Source organism: Pseudomonas sp. RIT409 (assembly GCF_003052515.2).
Lineage (GTDB): Bacteria > Pseudomonadota > Gammaproteobacteria > Pseudomonadales > Pseudomonadaceae > Aquipseudomonas.
In genome coordinates this window covers 37,466-57,828 of the sequence record NZ_QARE02000007.1, presented here as the reverse complement: position 1 = coordinate 57,828, position 20,363 = coordinate 37,466, and the positions used below count along the sequence as shown (strand labels likewise).

General features: G+C 59.9%; 15 protein-coding genes and 1 tRNA gene. 4 read left to right on the top strand and 12 right to left on the bottom strand.

The genetic code is table 11. The annotated features are described in order from the left end of the window. The first annotated feature begins 47 nt into the window (after nucleotides 1-47). Entirely contained in the window at nucleotides 48-584 is a 537-nt protein-coding gene (locus tag DBP26_RS10945; RefSeq protein ID WP_108237602.1) for an Mpo1-like protein, read from the top strand. Nucleotides 585-743: 159 nt separating this feature from the next. Here the strand turns inward: DBP26_RS10945 and DBP26_RS10940 are convergent, their stop codons facing one another. From DBP26_RS10940 to dibA, 6 genes are all read right to left on the bottom strand, one after another. Continuing rightward, a complete protein-coding gene (locus tag DBP26_RS10940; protein ID WP_108237601.1) occupies nucleotides 744-1,733 on the bottom strand; it encodes a sulfate ABC transporter ATP-binding protein in 990 nt (329 codons plus the stop codon). 3 nt (nucleotides 1,734-1,736) lie between these two features. Beyond that, nucleotides 1,737-2,609, bottom strand: a complete 873-nt coding sequence (gene cysW / locus DBP26_RS10935) for a sulfate ABC transporter permease subunit CysW (protein ID WP_108237600.1) — start codon at nucleotides 2,607-2,609, stop codon at nucleotides 1,737-1,739. Between the two features lie 10 nt (nucleotides 2,610-2,619). Further along, complete coding sequence (gene cysT, locus DBP26_RS10930; RefSeq protein WP_108237599.1) at nucleotides 2,620-3,441, bottom strand: sulfate ABC transporter permease subunit CysT; 822 nt, start codon at nucleotides 3,439-3,441, stop codon at nucleotides 2,620-2,622. Between the two features lie 219 nt (nucleotides 3,442-3,660). Beyond that, nucleotides 3,661-4,671 carry a sulfate ABC transporter substrate-binding protein gene (locus DBP26_RS10925; protein ID WP_108237598.1) on the bottom strand — a complete coding sequence of 337 codons (1,011 nt, stop codon included), beginning with the start codon at nucleotides 4,669-4,671 and terminating at the stop codon, nucleotides 3,661-3,663. Between the two features lie 111 nt (nucleotides 4,672-4,782). Continuing rightward, nucleotides 4,783-4,965, bottom strand: coding sequence for a sulfur starvation response protein OscA (oscA, locus tag DBP26_RS10920; protein WP_108237597.1), 183 nt, complete (start codon nucleotides 4,963-4,965; stop codon nucleotides 4,783-4,785). Between the two features lie 233 nt (nucleotides 4,966-5,198). Then, entirely contained in the window at nucleotides 5,199-7,115 is a 1,917-nt protein-coding gene (gene dibA, locus DBP26_RS10915; protein ID WP_108237596.1) for a phosphodiesterase DibA, read from the bottom strand. Nucleotides 7,116-7,291: 176 nt separating this feature from the next. Between dibA and desA the strand changes: the two genes are divergently transcribed. Both desA and DBP26_RS10905 read left to right on the top strand, forming a co-directional pair. Further along, nucleotides 7,292-8,476, top strand: coding sequence for a delta-9 fatty acid desaturase DesA (gene desA / locus DBP26_RS10910; protein ID WP_108237595.1), 1,185 nt, complete (start codon nucleotides 7,292-7,294; stop codon nucleotides 8,474-8,476). A gap of 139 nt (nucleotides 8,477-8,615) precedes the next feature. Continuing rightward, a complete protein-coding gene (locus tag DBP26_RS10905; protein WP_108237594.1) occupies nucleotides 8,616-9,587 on the top strand; it encodes a sensor domain-containing diguanylate cyclase in 972 nt (323 codons plus the stop codon). Nucleotides 9,588-9,600: 13 nt separating this feature from the next. On the opposite strand, the gene DBP26_RS10900 is transcribed toward DBP26_RS10905, so the two are convergent. From DBP26_RS10900 to gabD, 3 genes are all read right to left on the bottom strand, one after another. Continuing rightward, nucleotides 9,601-10,821, bottom strand: coding sequence for an HDOD domain-containing protein (locus DBP26_RS10900; RefSeq protein WP_108237593.1), 1,221 nt, complete (start codon nucleotides 10,819-10,821; stop codon nucleotides 9,601-9,603). A gap of 163 nt (nucleotides 10,822-10,984) precedes the next feature. Further along, entirely contained in the window at nucleotides 10,985-12,268 is a 1,284-nt protein-coding gene (gene gabT, locus DBP26_RS10895; protein ID WP_108237592.1) for a 4-aminobutyrate--2-oxoglutarate transaminase, read from the bottom strand. A gap of 206 nt (nucleotides 12,269-12,474) precedes the next feature. After that, a complete protein-coding gene (gene gabD, locus DBP26_RS10890; RefSeq protein ID WP_108237591.1) occupies nucleotides 12,475-13,917 on the bottom strand; it encodes an NADP-dependent succinate-semialdehyde dehydrogenase in 1,443 nt (480 codons plus the stop codon). Between the two features lie 338 nt (nucleotides 13,918-14,255). Between gabD and DBP26_RS10885 the strand changes: the two genes are divergently transcribed. After that, nucleotides 14,256-14,332 (top strand) — tRNA-Arg (locus DBP26_RS10885). 142 nt (nucleotides 14,333-14,474) lie between these two features. Here the strand turns inward: DBP26_RS10885 and DBP26_RS10880 are convergent. From DBP26_RS10880 to DBP26_RS10870, 3 genes are all read right to left on the bottom strand, one after another. Further along, nucleotides 14,475-15,203 carry a DUF4431 domain-containing protein gene (locus DBP26_RS10880; protein WP_108237590.1) on the bottom strand — a complete coding sequence of 243 codons (729 nt, stop codon included), beginning with the start codon at nucleotides 15,201-15,203 and terminating at the stop codon, nucleotides 14,475-14,477. Nucleotides 15,204-15,579: 376 nt separating this feature from the next. Then, entirely contained in the window at nucleotides 15,580-19,086 is a 3,507-nt protein-coding gene (gene tssM, locus DBP26_RS10875; protein ID WP_108237589.1) for a type VI secretion system membrane subunit TssM, read from the bottom strand. Continuing rightward, the gene (locus DBP26_RS10870; protein WP_108237796.1) at nucleotides 19,083-20,348 is read right to left on the bottom strand and encodes a DotU family type VI secretion system protein; all 1,266 of its coding nucleotides are present in this window, start codon (nucleotides 20,346-20,348) and stop codon (nucleotides 19,083-19,085) included. The genes tssM and DBP26_RS10870 overlap by 4 nt, the downstream gene beginning before the upstream one ends. Nucleotides 20,349-20,363 lie beyond the last annotated feature (15 nt).

Here is a 20,363-nt window from a genome sequence, read left to right as displayed (position 1 = left end):
GGCCAAAAATCAGGGCGCATGATCCATGCTTTACGGGAGGAATAACAATGAAAAACCTCGTCGATCACCTCAGTCAGTACGCGGCCTACCACCGCGACACACGTAATATCGCCACGCATTTCATTGGCGTACCGCTGATCGTGCTGGCGGTGGCGGTCCTACTATCACGTCCTGGTTGGAGCAGTTGGGCGCTGGGTGATCTCTGGCTGTCCCCGGCGCTACTGGCAACCGTGGCGGCCACCTTGTTCTACCTTCGACTGGACAGGCCACTGGGCATTGCCCTGGGGGTGGTCCTGGCGTTGTTCCTGTGGATTGGCGCCCACTTGGCGCAGCAAGGCACGATGGTCTGGCTCGGCTCGGGTGTGGCGCTGTTCGTCGTGGGCTGGGTCATTCAGTTCATCGGCCATTATTACGAAGGCCGCAAACCGGCATTCGTGGACGACCTTTCCGGCCTGATCATCGGCCCGCTGTTCGTCACGGCCGAAGCGGCCTTTTTGATGGGGATGCGCAGGAAGTTGCAAGGGAACATCGAGGGGCGCGTGGGGCGCACGCACAAGCGGGATTTGAAGAAGGCGGCGGTTTAAAAGCTCCTCGGCCCGTTTCTGCCGAAGGCTGTCAGATCGTTCCCACGCTCCGCGTGGTAACGCCGCCCAGGACGCTCCGCGTCCATCGCCAGGGTGAGGCGGAGCGTCACGGGATGCATGCCCACGCAGAGCGTGGGCACGATCAATCAAACAGAAGGGCTATATACCGGCCAACTTCTGCCAGACCTTGGGTTTGAAGAACAACGTCTCCCCTCGCGCCAGGCCGATCAGGCTGTCGTGATCCTTCACCACCTCGACTTCGATCAACTCTGGCTGCCCCTCGGCTTTCAACGTCACTCGCGTGGTCGCGCCCAACGGACGGATATCGCGCACCTCCGCGGGATGGTGACCTTCCACCTCCTGACGCGACAGCGAGACCTCATGGGGGCGGAACAGCACATGATTGTCTTCACCCAGATGCAGGCGGTTGGAATCGCCCAGGAAGTGGTAAACGAAATCGCTGGCCGGGTTCTCGTACACTTCGCCCGGCGAGCCGATCTGCTCGATCACCCCTTTGTTCATGACCACAATGCGATCGGCGACTTCCATGGCCTCTTCTTGGTCGTGGGTCACAAACACGGACGTCAGGTTGATGTCTTCATGCAGACGCGCCAGCCAGCGACGCAGCTCCTTGCGCACTTTGGCGTCGAGCGCGCCAAACGGCTCATCCAAAAGCAACACTTTGGGCTCGACGGCCAGGGCCCGAGCGAGGGCGATGCGCTGACGCTGCCCACCGGACAACTGCTCGGGATAACGGTCCGCCAGCCAGTCCAGTTGCACCATGTTCAGCAGTTCATGGACCTTGGCGGCGATCTGGGTTTCGTTGGGGCGTTGGTTCTTCGGCTTCATGCGCAAGCCGAACGCGACGTTGTCGAACACCGTCATGTGGCGGAACAAGGCGTAGTGCTGGAACACGAACCCGACGTTGCGATCACGCACGTCGTGACCGGAAACATCCTCGCCATGGAACACGATATTGCCCTGATCCGGCGTTTCGAGACCGGCAATGATGCGCAGCAGCGTGGTCTTGCCACACCCAGACGGCCCCAGCAACGCCACCAGCTCGCCACTCTGGATGTCCAGATTGATGCTGTTGAGGGCCTTGAAAGCATTGAAGTTCTTGCTGACGTTACGGACTTCGATCGACATGGATTATTCCTCCGCCGCGCTTTGGCGCAGACGGCTAATGCGCGCTTCGCTCCACTGCTTGAGCAGCAGGATGAACAGCGCAAGGATCAATAACAGGCTCGCCACGGCAAATGCAGCCACGTGGTTGTACTCGTTGTAGAGAATCTCGACATGCAGCGGCAGCGTGTTGGTGACGCCGCGAATGTGGCCGGAGACCACCGAGACCGCACCGAACTCGCCCATCGCCCGTGCGGTGCACAGCACCACCCCGTAGATCAGGCCCCATTTGATATTGGGCACGGTCACATGCCAGAACATCTGCCAGCCATTGGCGCCCAGCAGACGAGCCGCTTCTTCTTCCTGGGTGCCCTGCTCCTGCATCAGGGGGATCAACTCACGGGCCACGAATGGCACGGTGACGAAGATGGTTGCCAACACGATACCGGGCAGTGCGAAAACGATCTGGATGTCGTGGTCCTGCAACCAAGGGCCGAAGACGCCACGGGCGCCAAACATGAGGATGTAGACCAGACCGGCGATCACCGGGGATACCGAGAACGGCAGGTCGATCAGCGTCACCAGAACCGCTTTGCCGCGAAATGAATATTTGCTGACACACCATGCCGCCGCGACACCGAAGACCACGTTCAATGGCACCGAAATCAGCACGGCATAAATCGTCAGCTTGAGTGCGGACAGTGCATCGGGCTCGAGAATCGCCGTGAAGAATCCGCCCAGCCCGTTTTTCAGGCCCTGGCTGACGACCACGAACAGTGGCAACAGCAAAAACAATGCGAAAACCAGCCAGGCAAGGCCGATCAGGATACGCCGCGACACCGCGCTGCCCCGACGGGCAGCGTTCGCAGAGGAAGCAGCAATGAGCGATGGACCGGACATAAGCGCCTCCTCAGTTCGGGGTTTCGATGCGGCGCTGCAGAATGTTGATCAGCAGCAACAGAATGAACGACACCACCAGCATCAAGACGCCGATGGAGGTCGCGCCGGCGTAATCGTACTGGTCGAGTTTGACCATGATCAGTAACGGCAGGATTTCGGTTTTCATTGGCATGTTACCGGCGATGAAAATCACCGAGCCGTACTCTCCTACGCCACGGGCGAAAGCCAGCGCGAAGCCGGTCAGCCAGGCGGGCAACAGCGCAGGCACCAAGACGTGACGAAACACCTGAATCGGCCGTGCGCCGAGGCAAGCGGCAGCTTCTTCGACCTCACGTGGAATGTCGGCGAGCACGGGCTGAACAGTACGCACCACGAACGGAAGGGTGACGAACGTCAGCGCCAGGGTGATCCCCAGCGGCGTGTAGGCGATTTTGATGCCCAGGTCCGTCGCGAACTGGCCAACCAGCCCCGTAGGCGTGTACAGCGCAGTGAGGGCGATGCCGGCAACGGCAGTGGGCAACGCAAAGGGAAGGTCGATCATGGCGTCGATGATCTTGCGCCCTGGAAAGGAATAGCGCACCAGCACCCAGGCGAGCAGCGTACCGATGACGCCGTTGATAATGGCCGCATAGAACGCCGTGCCGAAGCTCAGTTTCAGCGCCGCCAGCACCCGAGGTGCGGTGACGATGTTCCAGAATTGCGCGGCGCTCAGCTGAGACGCGTGTACAAACATGGCCGCGAGGGGTATCAGCACAATCAAGCTGAGGTACACCAGGGTGTAACCCAGCGTCAGCCCGAAGCCGGGTATGACGGGGGATATGCGTCGAGACATAGGTGTCCTTGGTTGATACGCAGAACCCGGCACAAGTCCGGGTCTTTATCTTGGTCTGCGAAAACGCCGCAAAATCTAGCAGATATCGCCGCACTAATTGTAGGAGCGCGCTTGCCCGCGATGAGGGCGTGTCAGGAAGCAAATCTACTGACAGATAGCAATCGTCCGGATATGGCCCAGACCAAGCGCGCACTTACCATTCAGGGACGTACGTTGAATTTACTGCGGTACGTATATCTGGTCGAAAATACCGCCGTCGTCGAAGAATTTCGGCTGGGCCGATTTCCAGCCACCAAAGTCTTTATCGATCGTCACCAAGTCCAGTTTCGGGAATTGCTTCTCGTACTTGGCCGCCACTTCCTTGTCACGAGGACGGTAGAAGTTCTTCGCCGCTATTTCCTGACCTTCCTTGCTGTACAGGTGCTTCAGATACTCGGTAGCGATTTCGGTGTTGCCTTTCTTCTCGGCATTTTTATCGACGACCGCTACAGGCGGTTCGGCGAGGATCGACAGTGAAGGCACGACGATATCAAATTTATCCGCGCCGCCATCTTCTTTCAGTGACAGGAAGGCTTCGTTTTCCCAAGCCAGCAGGACGTCGCCCAAGTTGTTCTGCACGAAGCTGATGGTCGCACCGCGCGCCCCCGTATCTAGGACCGGCACGTGCTTGAACAGCTCTTTGATGTAGGCGTTGGCCTTGGCTTCGTCGCCATTGTTGGCCTTCAACCCATAGGCGTACGCCGCCAGGAAGTTCCAGCGGGCGCCTCCGGAAGTTTTCGGGTTGGGGGTGATCACCGAAACGTCTTTCTTGATGAGGTCGCCCCAGTCATGGATGCCTTTCGGGTTGCCTTTGCGCACCAGGAACACGATGGTCGACGTGTAGGGGGTACTGGCATCCGGCAGGCGCTTCTGCCAGTCGGTTGGCAGCGACTTGCCCAGCTTGGCGATTTCGTCGATGTCACCGGCCAGTGCCAGGGTGACGACATCCGCAGGCGAACCATCGATGACCGAGCGCCCTTGCTTGCCCGAGCCGCCGTGGGACTGGTTGATGACCACGTTGTCACCTGGGTGAGATTTCTTCCAGAAGTTGATGAACTCGGCGTTGTAGTCCTGGTACAGCTCGCGCGTCGGGTCATACGACACATTGAGCAATTGGTAGTCCTTGGCAAAAGCGGAACCGGCGAACACAGCACTGGCGAGCGCTGCCAGCGCATAGCGGCGAATGGACATGAATCAAGCTCCTGGAAATCGGTGTTGTTGGCGTTTTTCTAGTTTTTACGACGCTTTACTTTTTGTAGGGAGGCGCTTGGTTTGGGCCAAGCGCGCTCCTACCGGTCTGACTCAGTTCGACTGTTTGCCGGGGTTCTGCAACCGGAATTTTTCCTTGCGCTCGATCTGCACGACCTGCGCGTTGTGCACAGTGATTTCAACTGCGCCAAAACGCAGGTCGCGCAGCGCACTTTGGATTTCCCGCAGAATGCTTGCTTCGTCCTGTCCGTCGACGCTACGTAGGGATGCGCTCATCATGGTGCTCCTTGAGAGATTGCCCGCAGCAACGGTGAAAATCGGCTGCTTATGGCGTGGGAGCGATATTAGAGACGGGGAGATATTCTTAAAAATACTATTTAAGAATGCAGATATAACCAAAGGAAATTACGCGAACACCCTCGCTTTACAGGCCTTGGGAAACGCCCGCTTTTCGCGAATTCCCACGGCTGCAGACCTGTCACCCGAAGGGCGAGTAACCCTTTCGGGCGTCAGACAGAAGCGAACTCCGGCGCATGCTGCCAGTCGATCTGGGCGGCGGGCATCGGCCGAGCGAACCAGTAGCCCTGGCCCAGTTCGCACTGATTACGCAGCAGAAAATCCGCCTGATCGGCGTGCTCGATGCCTTCGGCCAATACCCGCATGCCCATGGCCCGCGCCAGCGCGATGATCGCGTTGACGATGGCGACGTCGTCATCGTCTTCGGGCAGGCCCGCAACGAAGCCTTGGTCAATCTTCAACTTCTGCACAGGCATCCGCTTGAGCCGTAGCAAAGACGAGTAGCCGGTGCCGAAATCGTCAATCGACAACTTAAGCCCCAACTCGCGCAACCGGTGCATCTGTTCGATTGCCTGCTCGGGGTCGTCCATGACCGCGCTTTCCGTCACTTCCAGTTCCAGATGTTGCGGCGCCAGACCGGTCTCGTTCAGTGCCCGCGCCACTCGACGTTCAAGATCGCCGCGGCTGAACAGCCGGCTGGAGACATTGACCGCCACGAACGAGAGCTCAATGCCTTCGCTGAGCCACTGGCGCATCTGCCGACACGACTCAACCAACACCCAATTATCGATATCGGCGATCAAGCCACTTTGCTCGGCAATCGGGATGAACTCTCCCGGCGAGACCATCCCCAATTGCGGATGCTGCCAGCGCACCAGGGCCTCGACCCCTTCGATACGACGCGTCTTGAGGTTGTGGATCGGCTGATAGAATACGCGCAGCTCCTCATGCTCGATGGCCCGGCGCAATTCCGTGGCCAGCTCCACACGACGCTGAGCGTGAGCAGTCAATTGCTCGGTGTACAACGCATAGCCTTCGCGCCCCTGACTCTTGGCCTGAAACAACGCGGCATCGGCATTGCGCAACAATTGCTCGGCAGTTAGTGCGTCGCTGGGGAACAGGCTGATGCCGATACTCGCCGTGAGAAACAACGACTGTCCTTCGATCACGAAGGGCTCGCGCAAGCCATTGAGCATGGACTGCGCAAGCTCCGCCGCCTGGGCCGCGTGATAAGGCCCCTCCACCAGCACCGCGAATTCGTCGCCACCCAATCGGGCCAGTGTCAGCCCCTTCTCCAGCAGGCGGGTGAGCCGTTCGGCGACCGCCTTGAGCACCTCATCACCCAGATTGTGACCGAGGCTGTCGTTGATGTGCTTGAAGTGATCCAGGTCGATCAACAGCAACGCCAGGGTCTGCTTATGGCGCTGTGCATGGGTTTGCGCTTGCTCCGCGCGGTCGATGAACAGCAGGCGGTTGGGCAGGCCGGTGAGTGCATCGTAGTGGGCCAGATGGGCCAGTTCCCGCTCGGAATGCTTGACCGTGGTGATGTCGGAGAACACAGCGACGAAGTGAGTGATCACACCCTGATCGTCCTTGATGACCCGAATGCTTTGCCACTGCGGGTACACCTCACCGCTTTTACGGCGGTTCCATATCTCGCCGCTCCATTGCCCGGCGCTGAGAATGGTTTTGTACATGCGCTCGTAAAATTCCGGCCCGTGTCGGCCGGATTTGAACTTGGCGGGTGTCAGACCCAACACTTCGTCCTGTCGGTAGCCGGTGATTTCCATGAAGGCACGGTTGACGTGCACGATGACGCCATTGGCATCGGTTACCAGCACCCCTTCCAGCGTACTGTCGAAGACTGCCGACGCCAGGCGCAGACGCTGAATGTCTTCACCGCGCCGCGGGGCTGAAGCCAGCCTGCGCGACAATCGGACGCGGGCCAGGAAGATGCAGATGCCGCTGACCACCAGCCAGGCATAACCGCTCATCAGTTGAGCACTGGCCAATCGACCCGGATCTTCGATCAGGTGAGGAAGTGCGAAGTCGCAGAACGCTAGCCAGAAAACCGACAGCAGCCCATACAACAGCGCGGTTTTAAGCGCATCTCGGGTAATCGCTGACATGAAAAACCAAAAGCCTTACAGATGGCCGGGATTATAGATTAAGAAACATCCCGCGACGCTTATCCGAAACACCGACTGGTTTTATCAGATGGCTAAGTGATAATGCGCACTGTCATCTCAGGGCCATCGCATGCGCCCTGCCTCCCGATGCGTTACAACCGAGGGCAACTCAGCCTATGTGGAACAACGGTCTGCTCGACCTGTCCGTCTGGCAATTGGTCGCAGTCATTCTGGCGATGACCCACGTCACCATCGTCAGCGTCACAGTTTATCTCCATCGCTACTCCGCGCATCGCTCTCTGGAGCTCAATGCCGGGCTCAAGCATTTTTTCCGTTTCTGGCTGTGGCTGACCACCGCGCAGAACACCCGCGAGTGGACCGCCGTCCATCGCAAGCACCACGCCAAATGTGAAACCCGCGATGACCCGCACAGCCCCGTCGTCAAGGGGCTGTCCACCGTGTTGCGCAAAGGCGCCGAGTTGTATCGCGTCGAAGCGGAAAACCCCGAAACCCTGCGGATCTATGGCAAGAACTGCCCTGAAGACTGGATCGAGCGCAACCTGTATTCGCGCTACCCGAAGCTGGGCATCGCGATCATGGCGGTGCTCGATCTGGCACTGTTCGGTGTCATCGGCATCACGGTCTGGGCCATTCAGATGCTGTGGATTCCATTATGGGCAGCCGGTGTGGTCAATGGCCTGGGTCATGCCGTTGGCTACCGCAATTTCGAGTGCCGTGATGCGGCGACCAATCTGGTGCCATGGGGCATCCTGATCGGCGGTGAAGAACTGCACAACAATCACCACACCTACCCCAACTCCGCCAAGCTGTCGGTCAAACGCTGGGAATTCGACATGGGCTGGGCGTGGATCAAGCTATTCACCTGGCTGCGGCTGGCCAGCGTGCAACGCGTGGCGCCCATCGCCCACCGGGTCGCCGGCAAGGGCCATGTCGACATGGACACTGCCATGGCCATCCTGAATAACCGGTTCCAGATCATGGCGCAGTACCGCAAGCTGGTGATCGCGCCGCTGGTCAAACAGGAACTGGCCAAGGCCGACGCGTCGGTGCGGCATCAGTTCCGTCGCGCCAAGCGCCTGCTGTCGCGGGAAACCAGCCTGTTGGAAGACCGCCATCAGATGCGTATCCAGACCCTTCTTGAGCACAGTCAGGCGCTGAAGGTGATCTACGAAAAACGCCTCGCGCTGCAACAGATCTGGGCCCGGACCAGCAGCAATGGCCACGACATGCTCGCCGCCATCAAAGACTGGATGCACGAGGCCGAAGCCAGTGGCATTCAGTCCCTGCGCGACTTCGCCGACCAGCTCAAAACCTACTCGCTGCGCCCTCACCACGCCTGATGCCGTTGATCGGCGCACGCTTGTCCAGGCGTGTGCCGGTTGAACTAAGGGCCACTATACCGATCTCACTATCACTTCCCCGCTATGCTGAAACACGTTGTGGCTGTGCGCCGCACCTTATTCTTGAGATGCAGTGCCCATGGACAACCAGACGCCTTCCCTTGACACTCCCGCCTCTGCCGAAACACTCCTTGCCCTGATGCACGCTCAGGCCGAAGTGGCGCGCTTGAGCGAGCGGGAGCAGCTGTTCAGCTCCCTGCTGGTCAGTGTCAATGCCGTGTTGTGGGCATTCGATTGGCAGACGCAGCGCATGGTCTATGTCAGCCCCGCGTACGAGCGCATCTTCGGTCGCTCCGCAGGCCTGCTGCTCGCTGACTTCGGCGAGTGGCGCGACAGTATCTATCCCGATGATCTGGATTACGCCGAGCGCAGCCTGAGTGAGGTCCTGGAAAAGGGCTCCATCGAGGATCGCGAATACCGCATCATCCGTGCGGACGGGCAAGTGCGATGGCTCAGTGACAAATGCTTTGTGAGCCATCAAGCCGACCAGCGCCTGATCGTCGTGGGGATTGCCGAAGACATCACCGAGAAGAAGCAGTTGGAAGACGAGCTTCAGCGCCTGGCGACCACTGACGTGCTTACCCAGAGCAGCAACCGTCGACACTTCTTCGAGTGCGCGCAGCGGGAATTCGAACAGGCCAGGCTTCAAGGCACGCCGATGGCGTTTCTGCTCCTCGATGTCGATGATTTCAAGATGGTCAACGACACATGGGGCCACCAGGAAGGAGACATCGTGCTGCAGCGCATCGCGGAGTGCGGCCGGAACACGCTGCGTCGCGGCGATTTGTTCGGGCGCATCGGTGGCGAGGAATTCGCGGCGGTGTTCGTCGGCTGCGCGCCCGACATGGCCAAACAGATCGCCGAGCGATTGCAACGGGAAATCCAGCGTTTGACGTTCCCGCGCGACGATAAGGTGTACGGCATCACGGCCAGTCAGGGCCTGACGAACCTCGGCAAGCAGGATCAGAGCCTGGAAGCCCTGTTTGCCCGCGCTGACGCGGCCATGTACCAGGCCAAACGGCAGGGCAAGAATCAGATTGTGTTGGTGTGACCACGGCCCTTGCTCACGCCACCAGCTTGCTTCGCACTCGCTCCAGATCAGAAGCATTGATCTTCAACAGACGCGCCGACTTGCTTTTCGCAAGTGCCTCTACAGGGTCCTCCTGGTTCAGCCTCCCCATTTGCCCAGCCAAGTTCATCGCCAGCACTTCTCGGGTGTAGACCCCCGTGTTGTATTGGTAGACAGCCGCAATCAGCTCACGTAACTCCAGCGGCAAGCGCCAGCGTGTCCGTAACGCCGAACCGAAGGCTGCGGCGTAATGCTCAAGCGCATGAGCGATGGTCACATCGTCCAACTTGCCTCCTCCTTGCAGCCACTCCTGAAGGCACCGGATGACCGACAGATCGCCCAACCCCCTGAGCAGCCCGGCGCAATAACAGCGTTCGTGATCCAGCTCCAGGGAGCGCGCGAGTATTTGCGCGTACCCTGCCGTCCGACGCGACACGTCCCAGATGTCACTGGCCTGCAAAATCAGTGCTGCGTCGGTCAGGATCGCGCCACGCTTGAGCGCCAGCCCCTGAACGAGATTGGCACTCTGTACGCCGCCCAGAACACTTAACGCCTGCCCCAGTGTCTGTTGAGGCTTGCCCTGGTGCTGGGACGCACTGTTGGCGGCGGCAATCAACACAGCGGTGACGTGCGGATCTTCGATCAACTCGTGCTCAAGCGCCTTGAGATCGACCCCTGCCGGGCTGCGGCTGCGCGCCAGCACGTCGCGCACATCGACATACAACGGGCCCCCGTCGGCCAGTTCGCGGCGTTGTTCCAGAAAAGCATCCAAGCCCACGCCAGGCGCCAGTGCCGGAACCTCGCAAGCCACTTGCGCGCCATCCTTGAGCAGCAAATGCTCCAGACGCTGGCGCAGGTTGTCGATGTTGAGGGGGCGGGTCAGGTAGGCGGTAGGGGCCAATTGAACGGCTTCGCGCACGCTGGCGCTGTCGTTACGATTGCTGAGCAGAATGAAGCGCACGGGGGGCTGGCGTTTAAGAAGCCGCACACCGCGCAACAGGCTCAAACCGTCGACGCCCGGCAGCTCACGGGAAGCGATCACCAAGTCCGGGATATAACCCCGCATCAACTCAATCGCCTGCTTGCCGTCCGTGCACACATCAAGCTGTGCATCGCAACGCACATTCAAAACCAGCTCGCTGAGCATCTCTCGGGCCCAGGGATCGGCCTCGGCAATCAATACGCGAGGTACTGCAGGTGCCTCTACAACGGTCATCATGACTCTCCGGCAACGGTCTAAATACATTAGTCAAAGACCGCCGTCTGAGACAGGCCACAAGCGCAATTTCTGACGTCAACAAACGAAAAAACCTGCCGAAGCAGGTTTTTTCTGACGATTTGGTCACAATTTGATCAATTGCGACCCCGGCTCAAATTGGTCAAGCCAGTTCAGCAAAGCACTCTTCGATGATCTTCAAGCCTTTGTCCAGTTGCTCGTCCGGCGAGGTCAGCGGGACCAGCACGCGCAAGACGTTACCGTAGGTGCCGCAGGACAGCAGGATCAGGCCTTTCTCACGCGCCTTGCCCACTACCGATGCCACCGCAGCCGCGTTTGGCTTGTGCGTATCGCCGTTTTCGAAGCACTCGATCGCGATCATTGCGCCCAGCGCGCGAACGTCACCGATGACGGCGGGGAATTTGGCCTGGATCGCCTTCAGACCCGTCACCAGACGCTCACCCACCGCTTTGCAGCGGTCCAGCAAGTGCTCTTCCTCGAACACTTCCATCACGGCCAGCGCTGCGGCGCAGGCTATCGGGCTGCCAGCGTAGGTGCCGCCCAGGCCGCCCGGCGCGATGGCGTCCATGTATTCTGCTTTACCGCAGACACCGGCGAGCGGGAAGCCGCCGGCAATGGATTTGGCGAAAGTGGTCAAGTCCGGTGCAACACCCATTTGCTCCATGGCGAAGAAGGTGCCGGTGCGACCTGCCCCGGTTTGCACTTCGTCAGCGATCAGCAGGATGCCGTGCTGGTCGCACAATTGACGCAGGCGTTGCATGAAGGCTTTCGGCGCCACGTAGAAACCGCCCTCACCCTGGACGGGCTCGAGGATGATTGCGGCGATGTCCTTCGGCTCGGCATCGTTCTTGAAAATGCGCTCAATGCTGGCGATGGAGTCGTCAATGCTGACGCCATGCAATTCGTTGGGGTAAAGCGCACGGAAAATGCCGCCAGGCATCAGGCCCATGCCCGCAGAGTAAGGCACGACTTTACCCGTCAGGCCCAGGGTCATCATGGTCCGGCCGTGATAAGCGCCGGTGAATGCGATCACGCCCGCACGGCCCGTGGCAGCGCGTGCAATCTTGATGGAGTTCTCCACCGCTTCGGAACCGGTGGTGACCAGCAAGGTTTTCTTGGCGAAGTCGCCGGGCACGCGCGCGTTGATTTTCTCGCACAGCTCGACGTACGGCTCGTAGGCGAGAACCTGGAAGCAGGTATGGGTCAGCTTGGTGAGCTGCTCTTGCACCGCCGCGACGACTTTCGGATGCAGGTGCCCGGTGTTCAGCACTGCGATGCCGCCGGCGAAATCGATGAACTCGCGGCCTTCGACGTCAGTGACGGTGGCGTTTTTCGCAGAGTCGGCGAAGATCGGGTGAATTTGACCAACGCCGCGTGGGACAGCGGCTTCGCGGCGTTTCATCAGGGATGCGTTGGTTTTGCTCATGATTTCCTCATTCACCGCTCATCGGGCGGCGTGGTCCAAGGATTTAGCGGCGGGGTCAACAGCGGCAGCATACGATGATCGACTGCCCCGGCCTCCCGACCGCCCAACAGGTTCATTACAACAAAGACCCGCCGAGCGTCGCTCTCGCGCCCGGCGGGCTGAATCTTCTAACGCTTCTCAAAGGGTCGCGACGCAGCGCAGCCGCTTCAGACGGAGAGGCAGAGGTATTTGATCTCCAGATAGTCCTCGATGCCGTACTTGGACCCTTCCCTGCCCAGTCCGGAAGCCTTGACGCCACCGAACGGCGCGACTTCATTGGAGATCAGGCCAGTGTTGATGCCCACCATGCCGTACTCCAGCGCTTCCGCCACACGGAAGACGCGGCTCATGTTCTGCGCGTAGAAATACGAAGCCAGGCCGAATTCGGTGTCGTTCGACATCGCAATGACATCGGCCTCGTCCTTGAAGCGGAACAGCGGCGCCAGCGGGCCGAACGTCTCCTCCTTGGCCACAGCAGCGTCTTTCGGCACGTTGACCAGAATAGTCGGCTCGAAGAAATTGCCTTCCAGGCTATTGCCGCCGGTCAGCACTTTTGCACCCTTGCCCAAGGCATCGGCGATGTGCTCCTTGACCTTGGCGACCGCCTTCTCGTCGATCAGCGGACCGGTCGTGGTGCCTTCTGCCAGACCATCGCCCACTTTCAGTTTGGCGACAGCGACTTGGAGCTTCTCGGCAAAAGCGTCGTAAACGGCGTCCTGTACGTAGATGCGGTTGGCGCAGACGCAGGTTTGACCGTTGTTGCGGTACTTGGAAACGATCGCGCCTTCGACGGCCTTATCCAGATCCGCATCGTCGAACACGATGAACGGCGCGTTCCCGCCCAGCTCCAGAGAGACTTTCTTGATGTCGTGGGCACATTCGGCCATCAATTGACGACCAATCTCGGTCGAGCCGGTGAACGACAGCTTACGCACGATCGGGTTGCTGGTCAGCTCGGTACCGATGTCGCCGGCACTGCCTGTGACGACGCTGAAAACGCCCGCCGGAATGCCAGCACGCTCAGCCAGTTCGGCCAGTGCCAGAGCGGAATACGGGGTTTGCGATGCAGGCTTCAAGACCATCGTGCAACCGGCCGCCAACGCAGGGCCAGCCTTGCGGGTGATCATCGCCGCCGGGAAGTTCCATGGAGTGATCGCAGCGGTCACACCAATGGGCTGTTTCAGCACGATCAGGCGCTTGTCTGGCTGATGGCCCGGAATCACGTCACCGTAAACACGCTTGGCCTCTTCGGAAAACCACTCGATGAACGACGCAGCGTAGGCGATTTCGCCTTTGGCTTCCGCCAGCGGCTTGCCCTGCTCCAAGGTCATCAGGCGACCGAGGTCATCCTGGTTCTCCATCATCAGCTCGAACCAGCGCCGCAGCTTGGCGCCACGCTCTTTAGCGGTCAGGGCACGCCAGGCAGGCAATGCCTTGTCGGCGGCTTCAATGGCTCGGCGGGTCTCCGCAGCGCCCATTTTCGGCACGGTGCCCAGAATCTCGTTGGTCGACGGGTTGTTCACCTTGATGGTCTGGCCACTGTCGGCATCGGCCCAGGCGCCATTGATATACGCCTGCTGGCGGAACAACTTCGAATCTTTGAGCTGCATGTCGGCCTCCTAAACAGCACCGCGCGACGCGGAGCGAATTATTGATTGTTCAAAGGCGCCTCGAAGGAGGCTGCCGTCAGGAAAACATTCACCGGGCTGCCCACGCACAGGCCGCAAAAGCGCAGGGAATTGAGCGGGAGCGTTTGAAATCTCAAACGAATCCTAGGGACAACAGGGGTAAAGGACAATAGCCCGTTCGAAAAAAAGAACGCTTGTAGCCCTGCGGGAGAAAGATTCCGATCAACGCCCTCCCTGAGCGCCAAAACGTGCGAAATCAACAACAGTCGCTCGCCAGCATGGACGCACGCAGGTCAGATGAGTATTATGGCGCCCGCGTTGCACTTGTAGCTCAGCTGGATAGAGTACTGCCCTCCGAAGGCAGGGGTCGTGGGTTCGAATCCCGCCAAGTGCGCCATCTTCGATTCAGCGCTTTCCGGACGTCCTGGAAAGCTGCGTTACACCTCAAAGCCCGCCGACGTGCGGGCTTTTCTGTTTACAGAGCTTCAGGCTGTCAGGCCTGCCGCCGCGAAAGGATCGCGAGACCAAGCGCAGCGACCTCACTCCTCCTCCACATCCCCCAGGCCCAACAGCACCTGCGCCTGATCCAACCACACGGTTTGCGCCGGTCCATTGTCGTCGGCGACGTCGGCGCGCACCCATCCACCACTGGCCACGGAAGTGACGCTCACGAGGGTCCCCGCTTTGATGGTCCGGCGCTTGTCAGTGCAGGTGGATTGAGGGGCTTGGTAGACCCAGGCATTGCCGCCAATGATCTTGCCCTGTAAAGGCGGGGTGTAGGTTTCTTCCTGCCTGCCGTCGTTGTGACTCAGCAGATCGCAGTCAACGGGCGCGGCGGGCATGCCGCTGATCAATTGCACCTTTTGCATCAGCACTTGGGTGTGATGGTAGCCGCTGACCGCACCGAACAAGCTGCCTTTGAGGACGACCGGCTGGTCGAGGTACGGACGTAGCTTGTCGTAATCGCTGGTCTGGAGCACCAATTGAACGAGGGTCTCATTGTCTTCGACGCTGACGTCCCCCTCATGGTCATTGCCGTTCATGCATAGCGGCTCTGAGAGCGAGAGATAAAAGCCGACCTGCGGCTCGTCCCCTGTGACGACGTCCTCAAAGCTCGGAGGGCCAGGGAAGACCTGGCGAGTGAGGGTGCCGCTGAGGGTGGTGTCTACCGGTTCATACTGTTGGCACTCGCTGGCGTGGACGGTAGTCAACGGGGCAAGGCAGAAGGTAAGTATCAACAGCAGGTGACGGCGGTATATGGCGGTCATTGGAGGATGTTTCCGACTCAGCTATATGAAAGGTCATGAGAGGTTAGAGAAATCTCTGACAGCAGCTATCGGAAAATGACTTGGTGATAAACAGGGCGCCCTAGCCCTGCTTAACCTGATCGGGCTGGTTTTCGTCCTTGCGGGCTTGTGGAAAAGTATTTCCTTTACAGGCATCGGTCGTCGCTGGGCCCGTCGGCCCGGTGCTGGCGTCGCGAGTCATGCAGCAACCTTTGCTGCCCTCGGCCAACGGTACTTTGGCCGAGGTGGGCGGTGGCCGCAGTCTCCAGGCACCCCGTGGCGGAATGAAGTCTTGTGGCACCTCACAGCTGACACCATCGTTACGACAGGTCAGCCGGCTGCAAGCCCACCGACGTCTTCATAACCGCTCGGGCAGTCTGAAACCACTCAAAAGTCGGCTTTTGAACGGATTGAATGCACTGTTGGCACGCAGTTCGTAGGAAATGCTGGCGTCGTCGAGCCACAATCGAAGGTTGAAGCGATCCGGTGCCTCACCCGCGGCAAGATCGGATTGATCGAGGAGGCGAAACCAGGCCCACGGGCCATCCAATGTGAGCCCTCCATGGCCGCTGGCCGGAGGCGGGGAGATCGCCAGGCGCACTCCGCCAACGCTGGCAGGGTTGGGCCACTGCAAGGCGACAGATCGGCTTGGACCGTGGTCGTAGCTGACTTGCTGACCGTCGAGGTCCAACAGGAATTGGTTGATGGACGCCTCCATCGCCACGGGTTTAAGTTCGAAGCGCACGGTGGGCTGCACACCCCCGGCGCGGAAGAATGCATCACGGATTGCCGCCGCCCGTTGGAATGTCCGCAACACCGATACGTTGATTCCCAATTTCTGAGCCGCCCCCGGCTGCCAACGCCAAGCTGACGACGAGGTATCAACGTAGCTTTGCAGGTATTTGCGGAAATAACTGTCCATCACTCCACCCACACCGAAGAACTGGCCGAAGTCATCGAGGGTAGCGTCGCGCTTGCTTCCCGGGGTCAGCGGGTAGCGACCGCTCAGCGACTTGCGATAGACGTTCACCACATCGCTGATCCATGCCGCGTTCAGTTGATCCCGCACACCGCCCATCAACGTACTGGTTGTGGCGCCGACCACCGATTTCACCAGCCCTTGCACCGCCGGCGGCTGGCGCTCGACGTTCAGATTGACTCTCGCAGCTGCGGCGCTCGCGGAATTTTTGGCCTCGCCTAATAGCGCTTCGCCGCTGGCACCCGCCATGGCGCTGACCTGAACGTAAAGCGCGTTCATGTCGGCAAGCAAATCTTCGATGGCCGCCGGTTCGCTCGCGCCTTTACTCACGAATGCACGGAGATCTGCAAAATGCGCGCTGACCGGGTCCTCGTTCGCGACCGACCTCAACGCGCTGTTCTGCTGCTCCTGCCCAAGTAGTGAACCCAACCGCTGTTTGAGCCGGTCAACAGCCTCCCCGGCCTCGAGACCATGCTCGTCCATCGCTTCGTCAAGCTGATGCAGATGGGTTTCCCTTGCGACCGCCACCAGCAGTTTTTTTAGCGGCGAGCCAGGCCCGGAGATGATTCGCAATGCCTCCGCCGCCTGAGCCACACTGGTGACGGGTACCAAATCGAGATCCGCGAGCAGGGCGTCCCACTGCCGCTGATAATCCAGGAAGTATAAGCGCCGCACCTCGCTGGCAAGGGTGACGACGTTCTGCTGATCCGCGCGGTCCAACCCCAGCACCCATTGCTCTTCGATCAGCGCGGCAGCTTGGCTGAGATTGGCCGCGAGGAACACCTCTCGATAGCCTGTGGCGGTGAACAAACCACTTAACGGATCGCTCAGTGGTTTGCCGCTTTTACGTGAGAAGACTAAAGCGGCATCCCGGCCGGCAGCATCGGTCAGTCGAAACGACGACACACGCTCTGGAAGCTTCATCCGCTTGATGCGGCCATAGACGCGTTCAGCCATTGGCAGTTGCTGTATGTGCCGACGTAGGTCATCGATCAGATGCTGGTCCACATGCGCAAGCGGCGGACGGCGCGTAAACAGCGTCTGCAGGTGTTCACTCAGCGCCCGACGCTGATCGGGAGAAAGATCTAGCGGCAGGTTTTGCTCCCAGTCCAGTGCCACCCATGCCTTGATAAAGTCAGGGTCGTAGTGGTTGCTCTCGGCGAACATCAGGTAGGCCTTGAGTCCTTCGTAAAGAAAGTCCGAGCTGTGACTGCTCCGCAATTGTTCCTCGATACGAGAGACCAGACGCGGCGCCAACACCGCGTTCAATAACTTGCGATAGACGCTCTCCGATTCAGCCTCCAGATTGCCCGGATACAGGCCGAAGCCTCTGGCCAGGGATGGCGGATCGCTGGCCAGATTACGCACTGCATTGAGCAATGGCAGGACGGCGAGGACCTCGCGCTGCGCCGGGCTGAGGTTCTGCACGCTCTGTTCCAGCGGCGCGACCCGTTGATCGACCTGCGCGATGAAAGCCTGGTTAGCTCGAAAGCTGAATAGCCAGAGCGTGCCAACCGCCAGCACGATTGCGACGGTGGCCCCCAACGCGCTGCGTGCAAACCACCTGCGCCGCCGCTCGGTCCGCGGATCGATCTCGACCAGTCCGCGCTCGGCAAAGGCAACAGCAGTGAAAAGCCTCTCGATGAAATAGCTGCGGCCGGTCCCGGTCGCAAGGACCGACGGCTGATGGTCGAGGTCCATGCTTTGGGCCATGGCACCGATCGAACGGTCGATCGGACGGCCCTCCTGCGTACCGCATGTGAAATAGACACCACGCAGCAACGCTGGGGCTTCAAAAACGTTAGGCTTGAATACGGCGCTCAGAAACGCTTCGAGGGTTTCTTTCAACGCAGCGAACTGTTGCGGGAAGCCGTAAATCAAATCGCGTCGGGCGGAGTCGCGCGTTTGCTGCAAGCGGTCCACCAGTCGCACGTTAAGGCGCTGCTCCAGCAAAGTGAACTCGTCCGCGAAGCGATCCAGTGGGCCCTCAGCCTGCCGACTGCCCTCCTGAACGCCATGGTCGAGCGTGAAGGTCATTCCCCATACCTGCGCCCGCTCTTCCTGGCTCAATGCATCGAAAAATTCCACGAAACCAGGCACCAGGTCGCACTTTGTCAGCATGACGTAGATCGGGAAACGCAAACCCAACCGGTTATACAGCTCCTGAATTCGCAAGCGAATCGCTGTCGCTTGTGCCGCACGTTCCTCCTCGCTGCCCAACAGCAAATCGGACAGGCTGACTGCGATGAACACCCCATTGAGGGGCCGACGCGACCGCTGGGTTTTCAGCAGGTCAAGAAAGCCCAGCCAGCCGGCCTTGTCCGCTTCGGCGTGAGTGTCCTGCGTGGTGTAACGACCGGCCGTATCGAGAAGAACCGCCTCATCGGTGAGCCACCAATCGCAGCTGCCCGTCGTGGCAATGCGTCGAGCCCCCTCATGGGCCGCCAACGGAAAATGCAATCCCGAGTTGACCAACGCGGTGGTCTTGCCCGAGCCGGGCGGACCGATAACGACGTACCACGGCAATTCGAAGCGGTTTCGTCGTTGATTAACGCCCAGACGCGCTTTCCCAAGCAGCCTGGCTGCCTCGTCCATACGCTGGCGCAAGGTCGTCAATTCCTCGGCGATTGCCAGGCGGACAGGGTCCTGTGCCGCTTCCGCCCTCAGGCGCTGCAGGTGCTTGGCGGCCTCCCGTCGCGCCTGCAAAACGCGTAACCCTCGCCACGCGATCCAGATCACGCACAGCAGACCGATCAGCCCCCAACGTCGATGGTCAGGCACGAGCACGTCAAGCACGGGGCCGATGAACCAGATGATGATGCCCAATGCGACCAACAGAAAGATCGGCACGACCCAACGGATGACACAACCTACAAATCCCTTCACTCCACTCCCTCCGCCAATACCGCGATTTCCACCCGACGGTTCTTCGCTCGACCTTGCTCAGTGGCATTGGAAGCCAGCGGCTGGGTGTCACTTACACCCTCGGCGGAAAAGCGCTCGGGTTGGCCGGTCTTGGCTGCCAGAATGTGCAGTACCTGCTGGGCACGAGCTTGAGACAGCGCCCAATTGGAGGGGAAGCGTGGGGTGGCAATGGGTTGGTTGTCGCTGTGCCCTGTAATCCGGACCTGCCCTTTGACTTTGCGGATAGCATCGGCAATGCGCAGCATCAGCGGCTGGTAGTCATCGACAACCGTGGCGCTGCCCGAAGAGAAAACCTGATCGCCCCGAATCGTCAGGACTGAACGGTCTACCGCGTCTTCCACAACGATACGGTGAGCTTTGATGTCCTCCACCAGGAAGCCGGCCAGGCGGGGCCGCTCATACAGTTTGGGCTGAAGGAGGGGCGGGCTGATCGCCTGTATCGGAATCTCGCTCAACGCATGAATGGTCTTGAACACGGGCTCGGCCTCGAAGGCCAGTTTCATCCGCAGGGCGAGCAGCAGAACCAGCAACAATGCAACGCCCACCGCCAGGCCGACCCAAGGCGCTACGAACTGCAGAACCCGCGGGTGCATGACGTTCACGCCGCACCAATGGGCCGACAACGCATGTTCATACTCACCACGGGCACTGCGAATAGCGGCACTGGTACGCTCGCGAAGCGCTTCGAGTTGGCTGCGGCCTTCGTTCATTACCCGATAGCGCCCTTCGAAACCCAGGCACATACACAGGTAGAGCAGCTCGAGCAGATAGAGGCGTTCGCGGGGGCTTTGCAGGCAGTGCTCCAGCAACTGAAAGACCTTTTCACCCCCCCAGGCTTCGTTGTGTTCCGTGATCAGCAAGCTCTGCTTGCCCCACTCACTGCTACTACCCCACGGTGTGCTGAGTACCGCTTCATCGAGCGCGGTGCACAGAGCGTAACGCGCGAGCAGCACCTCGTTGCGCACTACTCCAGCCGCTTCAGCGCGCGATTCGAACTCACGCAGTTCACCCAGTAACTGGGCACGCAAACTGGCGGGCGCTGGGTGATCGACGGTTCTGCGCAAGCGGGTGAGCATGGCCAGTAGAGGGCCGGCAGCGGCTTCCAGCGGATTGAGACCCTGCGCCTGCCCGAGCGGCAATGGGTTAGCAGACGCCGATAATTCAGGCGAAGCGCCTCTCCCGGCCTCAGGCGCCAGCGGAGCGAGGTCGTAGAGGCGAGGCATGTAATGTGAGCAATC

Excerpts from the sequence above, each read along its gene's own strand:
- DBP26_RS10945 (WP_108237602.1), top strand. The coding sequence starts at position 48 with ATGAAAAACCTCGTCGATCACCTCAGTCAGTACGCGGCCTACCACCGC.
- DBP26_RS10940 (WP_108237601.1), bottom strand. The coding sequence starts at position 1,733 with ATGTCGATCGAAGTCCGTAACGTCAGCAAGAACTTCAATGCTTTCAAG.
- cysW (WP_108237600.1), bottom strand. The coding sequence starts at position 2,609 with ATGTCCGGTCCATCGCTCATTGCTGCTTCCTCTGCGAACGCTGCCCGT.
- cysT (WP_108237599.1), bottom strand. The coding sequence starts at position 3,441 with ATGTCTCGACGCATATCCCCCGTCATACCCGGCTTCGGGCTGACGCTG.
- DBP26_RS10925 (WP_108237598.1), bottom strand. The coding sequence starts at position 4,671 with ATGTCCATTCGCCGCTATGCGCTGGCAGCGCTCGCCAGTGCTGTGTTC.
- oscA (WP_108237597.1), bottom strand. The coding sequence starts at position 4,965 with ATGAGCGCATCCCTACGTAGCGTCGACGGACAGGACGAAGCAAGCATT.
- dibA (WP_108237596.1), bottom strand. The coding sequence starts at position 7,115 with ATGTCAGCGATTACCCGAGATGCGCTTAAAACCGCGCTGTTGTATGGG.
- desA (WP_108237595.1), top strand. The coding sequence starts at position 7,292 with ATGTGGAACAACGGTCTGCTCGACCTGTCCGTCTGGCAATTGGTCGCA.
- DBP26_RS10905 (WP_108237594.1), top strand. The coding sequence starts at position 8,616 with ATGGACAACCAGACGCCTTCCCTTGACACTCCCGCCTCTGCCGAAACA.
- DBP26_RS10900 (WP_108237593.1), bottom strand. The coding sequence starts at position 10,821 with ATGACCGTTGTAGAGGCACCTGCAGTACCTCGCGTATTGATTGCCGAG.
- gabT (WP_108237592.1), bottom strand. The coding sequence starts at position 12,268 with ATGAGCAAAACCAACGCATCCCTGATGAAACGCCGCGAAGCCGCTGTC.
- gabD (WP_108237591.1), bottom strand. The coding sequence starts at position 13,917 with ATGCAGCTCAAAGATTCGAAGTTGTTCCGCCAGCAGGCGTATATCAAT.
- DBP26_RS10880 (WP_108237590.1), bottom strand. The coding sequence starts at position 15,203 with ATGACCGCCATATACCGCCGTCACCTGCTGTTGATACTTACCTTCTGC.
- DBP26_RS10870 (WP_108237796.1), bottom strand. The coding sequence starts at position 20,348 with ATGCCTCGCCTCTACGACCTCGCTCCGCTGGCGCCTGAGGCCGGGAGA.